Here is an 8,893-nt window from a genome sequence, read left to right as displayed (position 1 = left end):
GTCTGATCGGGCGAAAATCTGCGAATTGCATTTGGAGATACTGGACGCCTATCTGCGTTCTACAACGTAGCCGCAGGGCGCCGATTTGTACGAATCGGCACGGCTGCTGTCGACCCTGAGCCGCCTCTCGGAATCGGGGCACCGTAAAGTCCGCTTCCAAAGTGCAGCAGACGATCGCCCCGCCAAAGAATTGTCAACTTCGGTCTTTTTTTTAACCCAGATTGAATTGGGCCTTCGCGGCCGTGGGTATGTTAGGCCGTACTGAGCAAACAGCTAATACGCTCAAGCTCAGCATTGCCACTGCGAATACCAATCCGGAAGAAAACAGTCCGGTGCGGTCGCGCAGAAAGCCGACCACTACAGGGCTTAGCGCGGCGCCAACCGTGCCAAACGCGTGAATTATTGCAATCCCAGCAGGCCGACTTCTCTCCGGCAAGACATGCGCAACCAGCGTCCAGAATACGCCGTAGCCGCCATAGGCACCCACCGCACAGACGACCAGTCCTAGCAGCGTTATCCCAGACGTGCCACCGAAGAGAACGATGCATAAGCCGAACGCGGCCACCGCGCAGGACAGCATGACGTGCCACCTTCGCTCATCGCGCGCGTCGGAACTTGCGCTCCAGAGTGGCATTGCGATTGTTGCCGCCAGTGCGGGAAGCGCTGCCAGCCATCCAAGATGCGCATAGTGACCGCCGGGAAAGGCATTTCGAACGATCTGCGGCGTCCAGGTGGTCATCACACTCAGGGTAACAAAAAGCCCGAGGTTAGCTATTGCCAGTAGCAGCACATCGCGTCTGAACACTCCTGCACCCCTTCTACGACGTGTGCTGGTGTCTGCGGTTCGGGCCTTTGGCGCTTCGCCGGTCTCAGGGCGAAGCAGAGCCTCAAGAAGTTGCTTGTCCTCAAAGGTCAGCCACTTCGCCTCTTTCGGCCGATCCGTCAGATAGAAGATGGCGGCGATGCCAAGCACGACCGACGGCAGACCCAGAAGTAAGAAGAGCCAACGCCATCCTGCCATGCCGAGGAGGCCGTCAAGATCGAGGATGGTCCCCGAGAGGATCGACGAGATCACGCCTGCAATAGGCATCGCCAAAAGAAACCAACTGTTGGCGCGAGCTCGATAGGCTGGCGGAAACCAGTACGTGAAGTACAGCAGGAGGCCAGGAATCATGCCGGCCTCTGCGACGCCGAGAAGGAAGCGAATCGCGAGCAAGCTATCAGACCCAATCGCGAACATCGTTGCCGCTGAGACAAGCCCGATCGTAATGGCGATACGAGCCAGCCATACCCGGGCGCCGACACGAGCCATGATCAAATTGCTCGGAATCTCGCACAATACATAGCCCACGTAAAAGATCGCCGTACACAGGCCAAACATCGTGGCTGTAAGCTTTAGATCGTGGCTCATCGTCAAGGCCGCGAACGCAATGTTGTGCTTATCAATCTGTGCACACAACAAGAGCAACCCCGCGAACCAAAGAATACGTCGCCAGACTTTCCTAACCACCTCGCGCTGGCGTCCGGAATACTCGGATGCGGTTATTTGATCAGATTGTCCCATCGAGGATCTCCTTCGGCATGACCCCGACCATTAAAATGAAGCACGCGGCAGATCTGCACCGCGTGCGAGACGTGAGCCCCTTCAAAGCGGGAGCTGCGGAATGCTAGAGGTGCGCGTTCAGGTCTTTCAATCAATCCAGAAGACCGAGCGGCAGATTCAGAGCGGCGCGCCGGGATAGCCAGACGCCGGCGCGGTAGCGAGGATCACCGTAAACATCCATGAGACCCTTCAACACGGCGACGATCCGCTTTGCGCCAATACGGTCACCGAGAGCCAGCGGCCCGTACGGATAACCGAGCCCGAGGCGAACCGCGGCATCGATGTCTTCCGGCGTGGCGATTCGTTGTTGAGCTATTTCGCATGCAGTGTTCACGATACAAGCGACGATTCGCTGTGCAACGAAACCGCCTGAGTCACGGACCGTGGAAACCAGTTCGCCACCGATTCCAAACAGCATCTGCGCGCGTGTGAGCATGTCGGGACGCGTGGCGGGAGTCGGCATGATCACGCGTCGTACACCAGCGTCGAATCCAAAAATCGTATCCACAGCCACGACACGCTTTGGATCAAGCGCTTGCCAAATCGCTGCAGTGGTCGCATCGTGTCCGAGTGGTGTCACAATGATCAAGGCGTCGTGACTCGGCGCAATGCCCCCCTCGATTTCGACATCGGATGCCTTGAGCAAATCCAGCACCCGCCGCGCCTCCTCGGGATGATGAGGGCTTACCCATACTGCGGCGGGCTTCCATCCTGCTTGCTCGGTCGTCGAGAGCGGCGCAGGCACTTTCGCTCCACCGTCATACTCATAGAAGCCTGTACCGCTCTTGCGCCCCAACATCCCCCCGGCGAGACGAATTGCCGTGATGGGCGACGGCCGGAACCGCGGCTCATCGTAGAACTGTCGATAGATCGACTCCATCACAGGGTGCGATACATCGAGGCCTGTGAGATCCAGCAATTCGAAGGGCCCCATTCGAAAGCCCATCTGCTCTCGCACGATCGCGTCGACGGTGCTCTCGTTGGCCACGCCCTCCTGAACGATGCGTAACCCCTCGGTATTGAGTGCGCGCCCCGCATGGTTCACGATGAAGCCCGGCATGTCGCGGCAGCGGACCGGTGTATGTCCGAGGTGCTTCGCGAGACTGGTCAGCCAGTCGACCGTGGCGTCGCTGGTACGCAGTCCGGACACTACTTCCACGACTTTCATGAGCGGAACCGGGTTGAAGAAGTGATAACCCGCAACCCGCTGGGGATGACCACAGCTCGCAGCAATCGCAGTGATCGAAAGCGATGAAGTGTTCGAAACGAGCACGGCGTCGTCGCGCACGACTTCCTCAAGTTGCGCAAACAACGTTCGCTTTACTTCAAGGTTCTCAACGATGGCCTCGACCACCATATCGCAGTCGGAGAGTGCGGCGACGCGGTCTTCCGTCTGAATGCGGCGCCGTGCTGCCTGCGCCTCCTCCAAGGTAAGCTTTTCCTTCGCTGCCAGCTTGTCGAGCATGGCACCGAGCGCGGTGACAGCGCGCGCAGATGCGGCAGGGTCGACGTCCATCAGCCGAACTTCTAGACCCGCCACCGCGGCGATCTGGGCGATGCCCTGTCCCATGGCGCCGGCACCCACGATCCCGATCGTTGCGTGTTGAACGTTTTTCATAGGAGATTCACACTCGTTCGATTGCGATCGCGATGCCTTGACCGACGCCGGTGCACATTGTGCAGAGCGCATAGCGGCCTTGGGTGCGAAGCAACTGATAGCTCGCGGTGGTGACGAGGCGCGCGCCGCTCATGCCAAGCGGGTGGCCCAGTGCGATTGCGCCGCCATTGGGATTGACGCGCGGATCGTCGTCGGCGACGCCGAGCATGCGCAGCACCGCAAGACCTTGCGACGCGAATGCCTCGTTCAGTTCGATCACGTCGAACTGATCGATCGTCATGTTCAAGCGGGCGAGCAGCTTCTCGGTCGCAGGCGCAGGTCCGATGCCCATCACGCGCGGCGCGACGCCGGCGGTCGCCAGGCCAAGGATGCGCGCGCGGGGTACGAGGCCGAAGCGCTTCGCACTGGCTTCGTCGGCGAGTATTAGCGCCGCCGCGCCGTCGTTGACGCCCGACGCGTTGCCGGCCGTCACACTGCCGTCCGGGCGTACGACGCCCTTTAGTTTCGCTAGGGCTTCCAGGCTCGTATCGCGCGGATGCTCGTCCTGCATCACCACCAGCGGATCGCCCTTTTTCTGCGTGATCGTCACCGGTACGATCTCTTGCGCGAGTGTGCCGTCTTTCTGCGCACGCGACGCCTTCTGTTGACTGCGTAGCGCGAACGCGTCCTGGTCTGCGCGGCTCACCTTGAAGTCGTCAGCGACGTTTTCCGCCGTTTCGGGCATCGAGTCGACGCCGTACTGATTTCTCATCAGCGGGTTGACGAAGCGCCAGCCGATGGTCGTATCGTAGATGTCGGCCTGGCGTGAGAATGCCGAACTCGCCTTGCCCAGCACGAACGGCGCCCGGCTCATGCTCTCCACGCCACCTGCAATCAAGAACCCTGCCTCACCCGCCTTGATAGCCCGCGCAGCAACGCCGATCGCGTCCATCCCCGAGCCGCATAAACGGTTAACCGTGGTGCCCGGCACGCCCTGCGGCAGGCCTGCGAGGAGGGTCGACATGCGTGCGACGTTGCGATTGTCTTCGCCCGCCTGATTCGCGCAACCGTAGATCACTTCTTCAATGGCGTTCCAGTCCACGTCCTTGTTGCGCTCCATCAGCGCGCGTAGCGGCACGGCGCCGAGATCGTCGGCACGCACTGTCGAAAGCGCCCCCGCGTATCGTCCGATAGGTGTGCGGATGGCATCGCATATAAAAGCGTCTCTCATAAAATCTCCGGTAATGGCGCGACCGTACCCGCGACGCGGCGAGGCCGCAGCGTTGCGTTGGTTGCGTATCGATCGTTGGTTTGATGCCCATCCGCTCGGATGGATGTGACAAGGAAGTCGTGGGTCAAAGCAACCGTCGTAGTCGACGGTGCGGTGCAATGTTTAAGCGCCGCGATACGCAGGTGGGCGCTTTTCAATGAACGCGCGCATGCCTTCTTTCTGGTCGCTCGTGTCGAAGAGCAGCTGGAAAGCTTTCCGTTCGAGGAGCAAAGCACCGTCGAGCGGCAGGTTCTGACCGGCGTTAAGGACTTCCTTAATCGCCCGAACAGCGAGCGGCGGCATATTGACGATGGTGCTCGCCAACGCCAGGGCTCGCTCCAAAGCGAATCCACGGTCGGTCACCTCAGAGACGAATCCCATCGCGAATGCCGTCTCTGCTTCGACCGGTTCCCCAGTCAGGATCATTTTCATCGCCTGATACTTCCCGATGGTCCGCAGCAAACGCTGCGTCCCCCCCGCACCAGGCATGATGCCAACTCGAATTTCCGGTTGGCCAAATCGCGCTCCGCGCCCCGCGACAATCATGTCGCACGCGAGCGCCAGTTCGCAGCCTCCGCCCAATGCATAGCCTTCGACCGCAGCGATCACGGGCTTGCGACATGCATTGATGGTGCGGAAGACGCGGCTCGTGTCCTTCGCCGTGTGTTCGCTAGAACTCATGTGCAGCATATCGCCAATGTCCGTGCCACCGACGAAGAACGACTCGCCGCCGGTGAGCACAATCACCTGCACATTTGAGTCAGCCTCCGCTGCGACAAACGCCTCATGAAGTTGCCGTTTGACTTCAAGACTGAGCGCGTTGCGGCGCTCGGGGCGATCGATGCGAATGACGGCGACCGAGGGCTTGGGACGCTCGCAAATTACGACTTCTGCGGTACCCGAATCCGATGTGTTCATATGGGCCTCAATTCGAGTAGATTATCGGCCCTTGAAGACCGGGGGGCGCTTCTCTACCGATGCCCGCGTCGCTTCGCGCGCATCCTCGGTATGCATGAGTTTCGTGCTGTACCCCTGCTCGTGCTCGTACGCGGCCTCGAGCGGCATCGATTCGATGTCGTTAAGCGCCTGCTTTGCGTAACGCAATCCAAGCGGGCTTTTGGCGGCGATCTTCGCCGCGAGCTTCAGCGCCGTGGGCATCAAGTTTTCGGGCTCGACCACTTCATCAATCAGACCCAGTCGGAACGCTTCCTGCGCGCCGATCGGTTCACCCGTGAAATACATGCGCCGCAGCGCGCCCTGCGGAATAAGCCGGCCGTGATGAGCCGCACCGCCGCAGCGGCCGACATTGATCTCGGGCGTGCCAAAACGTGCATTGCTCGCAGCAATGCGGATGTCGCACACGGTGGCAAGCACAGAACCCGCACCGAGCGCCGGACCGTTGATGGCGGCGATGACGGGAATCGGGCAACGGTAGACGGCGGAAAATGTCCTGCGCACGACGGCCGCGCGTTCGGGATCCTGCTCGGGCGTTGCGCTCAAAAACTCGTTCAGGTCAAGACCTGCGCAGAAAGCGCGACTGCCCGCGCCGGTGAAGATAGCGCAATGGACATCGAGCTCCTTGCCAAGGCTTTCGAACAAATCGGCAATCTCGGCGTACAGCGCAAGGGTCAGCGCGTTGACCGGCGGCCGATCAATAGTAACGATCGCGACGCCGTCGCGCTTTTCAAGAATCAGTGACATGGGTTGCCTTTCGGGGAGTGACCAGCGCGCTCAAGCCTCGAACCGGTAGATGCGCGCGGGGTTGTCGACAAGGATGGTCTTACGCAATGAAGCGTCGTCCACCCAGTCATGAAATGTATTCAGCAAGTCGCCGACGTCCGGAGCGGCATCGCCCATTCGGACGTACGGCCAGTCTGAGCTCCATACGAGCTGTTGCGCATTTGCTTCGACCATCAGATCGTGAAATGGGCGCAAGTCGTCATAGTGCGGGGCTCGCTTTGAAACGCGGCATAGAGCCAGCTTTACGCTGATGCGCCCTTCGCGCAGCAGCGCGAGAATGTTCTGAAAGTCGTGATGGCTGGTCCCAAGGGAGGGATCAAAGCACGCCATGTGTTCGAAGACCACAGACAATCCCGCCTGCCCAAGTTTCTCGGTGATGGCGGGAACGTCAGTGCTTCGCGCCCAAACCTGAGCGTGCCAATCGAGTGCGTTCATGCGGCTCGCAAGCGAAAGCGCAACCTCCAGCCCGACGCTGCCTGCGAACGGCTTGCCCGTCTGCGGACTCGGCATTTCATTGAAGCGCAGTGCGCGTACGCCATTGCTATTAAGGTGTTGCAACTCAGCGTCGGTCACATCTTGTTGTGCCACTGCGACGCCGCGAATCCTTCCGCCACCTGCCTGGAGCGCCGCCACGAGCGCCTCATTGTCGGTGCCGTACGGCGCCGGCTGAACGAGCACGCCACGTTTGGCACCAATCGTGTCCAGCATGGTGAAATAGGTGGTTGAAGGCGCGAGTGGCGGTGGGTAGTTGGAAGATGTTGCAAACGGAAAGTCCTGGTATGGACCGAAAACATGCGAATGCGTATCGCAGGCGTCCTCGGGAAGCGGGACACTCGGTGCACTCGGCATCCGCGCCGGCACGACGTCCACGGGGCGAAGGGGATCCATAAAACCGCTCATGACTTCACTCTCCATCGCCAGGTTCGGTGCGGCGCATTGAGTCGCGCTCGGCGAATCGAGCATGCCACGCTGCGAGCGTCGGATGCCCGTCGCGCCACTGCACATCTGGCAGGCGGAAGTCGTAGTAAGAGAGTACGCAAGCGATGGCGATGTCACCGATCTGGATCGCGTCGAGCCGCAATTGAGGTGCCAGTTGCTCCAACGCATCGAGCGACGCCGTCGACTTGACCTTGAAAGCCGCGAGCCACTCTGGGCGCTGCTGCAACTGAGGCTTGTTGCGCTCCTGCCGCCACAGCAGCAACACGTCGAGCAAGCCGTCAGCAAAAGCCTGTTGTTGAAGCGCGACGAAACGCTCGCGGCCCTCGCCTGGAAAGAGATGGGCACCGGCGTGCAACGTGTCGAGGTATTCGCAGATGACGGATGAATCGAATAGAGCGAATCCATCGTCGAGAACGAGCGTAGGCAACTTGCTCAACGGATTGTCGGGCAATAGATCGAGGTTGGGCTTGTCCATTGCCACTGGAGAACGCACGCATTCGAATTTGTCAGCGAGACCCGCCTCGTACGCGCAGACCATCACCTTGCGAACGAACGGCGAGCGTGGCGACCAATGCAGTTTCATGTGCATATCCTTGAGGTATGTTAAGAACACACGAAACCCGCCGGATCACTCAACAGCGATGCAATCTGTCTTTCGTGTTAGGTCAATTATATGGCCTTTTGACCTAAACGCACGGAAAAACTCATGGGTGAAAACACTGATCCGAGCAACGAGAGCGCCGCGCTCGGCGGCGCTCCTTGAAGACTTAAAGCGCGACTTTGATGTCCAGGCGGATGACATCACCCCGATACACGCCGTTGCCGACGAAAACGATGGTTCCGTCGACATCGGTTGCGGTGCGATAGGCATGCGCGACAGGCGCGTTGAGGGGGATTTCCAGCATCCGCGACAATTCCATATCGGCGGTGCCGATCGTTATTGTCTGGCGAATCTCTTGAAGTTTGAGATCGGGCATATCGCGCAGGATGCGCATGGTCGTGTACTGCTTGAACGCGGACTTCGGGATGCGGCGGCTCAGGCGTTCATCAATATACGCATCGCCGAGATAGTAAGGCTGGCCTTCGCGCGAATGGCGACGGCGCCAGTGATGATAGGATGGGGCGAGCTTCCCGCCAATGTGTAGGATGTTGGTGGGCATGACACCCTTCTCTGATTTCAGCAATTCAATGCTGGCCCCCTCCGCGGCGAGCAGCAGACCGGACAGATCGGTGGGCACCTCACACCAGAGTTGGCTTTGCGGCTTCTGGGTGACGAAGGTGCCCTTGGCGCGAAAGCGCTCGATGAGCTTGTCCTCCTCGAGGATGTCGAGCGCCTGCCGGACCGTGGCGCGGGCGACGGCGCATTCTTCCGCCAGTTCGTCGACGGTCGGAATCTGCGTGCCGACTCCCCATTGACCCGACTCGATGCGCCTTCTGAAGAGCGTCGCAAGCTGAATGTATCGGGCTACCCCGCTCAGGCTGAAATCAATGGCTGGTTCCTTCAGGGCCGCCTCTGTGCTCATTCCAACTCCGGATGGATGTGAAGTGGCTCTTCCAGCGCGGCTGCCGAGAGCAGCCTGCATGCCGGGAGCCCTCACAGTTTAATCCAAAAAACCAGTAGTCTAGCCTACTGACTTTTTGCGGCGGTCCCATTAAACAGGGAAGTTAGAGGTGGCTTCGGGAATTCGGACAGTTCCTTGAGTGGAAAAGCTGGGGCGTGAGTCGGCCATAATGGCCGGCAACA

Annotated in this window: 8 protein-coding genes; all 8 read right to left on the bottom strand. The window is 59.9% G+C overall.

Annotated features, from left to right (window positions below):
• Nucleotides 1-211: 211 nt before the first annotated feature.
• The 8 genes from NCT32_RS36005 to NCT32_RS35970 all read right to left on the bottom strand — a co-directional run bounded on the left by NCT32_RS36005 (nucleotide 212) and on the right by NCT32_RS35970 (nucleotide 8,672).
• Complete coding sequence (locus NCT32_RS36005) at nucleotides 212-1,564, bottom strand: MFS transporter (protein WP_250491457.1); 1,353 nt, start codon at nucleotides 1,562-1,564, stop codon at nucleotides 212-214.
• A gap of 130 nt (nucleotides 1,565-1,694) precedes the next feature.
• A complete protein-coding gene (locus NCT32_RS36000) occupies nucleotides 1,695-3,293 on the bottom strand; it encodes a 3-hydroxyacyl-CoA dehydrogenase (RefSeq protein WP_250491456.1) in 1,599 nt (532 codons plus the stop codon).
• Nucleotides 3,229-4,431, bottom strand: coding sequence for a 3-oxoadipyl-CoA thiolase (pcaF, locus tag NCT32_RS35995; protein ID WP_250491459.1), 1,203 nt, complete (start codon nucleotides 4,429-4,431; stop codon nucleotides 3,229-3,231). The genes NCT32_RS36000 and pcaF overlap by 65 nt, the downstream gene beginning before the upstream one ends.
• A 162-nt stretch (nucleotides 4,432-4,593) precedes the next feature.
• The gene (locus tag NCT32_RS35990; protein ID WP_250491455.1) at nucleotides 4,594-5,388 is read right to left on the bottom strand and encodes an enoyl-CoA hydratase-related protein; all 795 of its coding nucleotides are present in this window, start codon (nucleotides 5,386-5,388) and stop codon (nucleotides 4,594-4,596) included.
• A gap of 21 nt (nucleotides 5,389-5,409) precedes the next feature.
• Nucleotides 5,410-6,171 (bottom strand): enoyl-CoA hydratase-related protein, encoded by a 762-nt coding sequence (locus NCT32_RS35985; protein WP_250491454.1) that lies wholly within the window; start codon nucleotides 6,169-6,171, stop codon nucleotides 5,410-5,412.
• A 30-nt stretch (nucleotides 6,172-6,201) separates the two neighbouring features.
• Complete coding sequence (locus NCT32_RS35980) at nucleotides 6,202-7,173, bottom strand: amidohydrolase (RefSeq protein ID WP_250491453.1); 972 nt, start codon at nucleotides 7,171-7,173, stop codon at nucleotides 6,202-6,204.
• Nucleotides 7,115-7,732: a glutathione S-transferase family protein gene (locus tag NCT32_RS35975; RefSeq protein WP_250491458.1), complete on the bottom strand. Its 618-nt coding sequence runs from the start codon at nucleotides 7,730-7,732 to the stop codon at nucleotides 7,115-7,117. The genes NCT32_RS35980 and NCT32_RS35975 overlap by 59 nt, the downstream gene beginning before the upstream one ends.
• Nucleotides 7,733-7,916: 184 nt before the next feature.
• Complete coding sequence (locus NCT32_RS35970; RefSeq protein WP_250491452.1) at nucleotides 7,917-8,672, bottom strand: GntR family transcriptional regulator; 756 nt, start codon at nucleotides 8,670-8,672, stop codon at nucleotides 7,917-7,919.
• Nucleotides 8,673-8,893 lie beyond the last annotated feature (221 nt).

The sequence above is a fragment of the Caballeronia sp. INML2 genome (assembly GCF_023631365.1).
In the GTDB taxonomy this organism is placed as follows: Bacteria; Pseudomonadota; Gammaproteobacteria; order Burkholderiales; family Burkholderiaceae; genus Caballeronia; species Caballeronia turbans.
The sequence above is the reverse complement of the archived record's forward strand: the minus strand, read 5'-3'. Positions and strand labels throughout refer to the sequence as shown.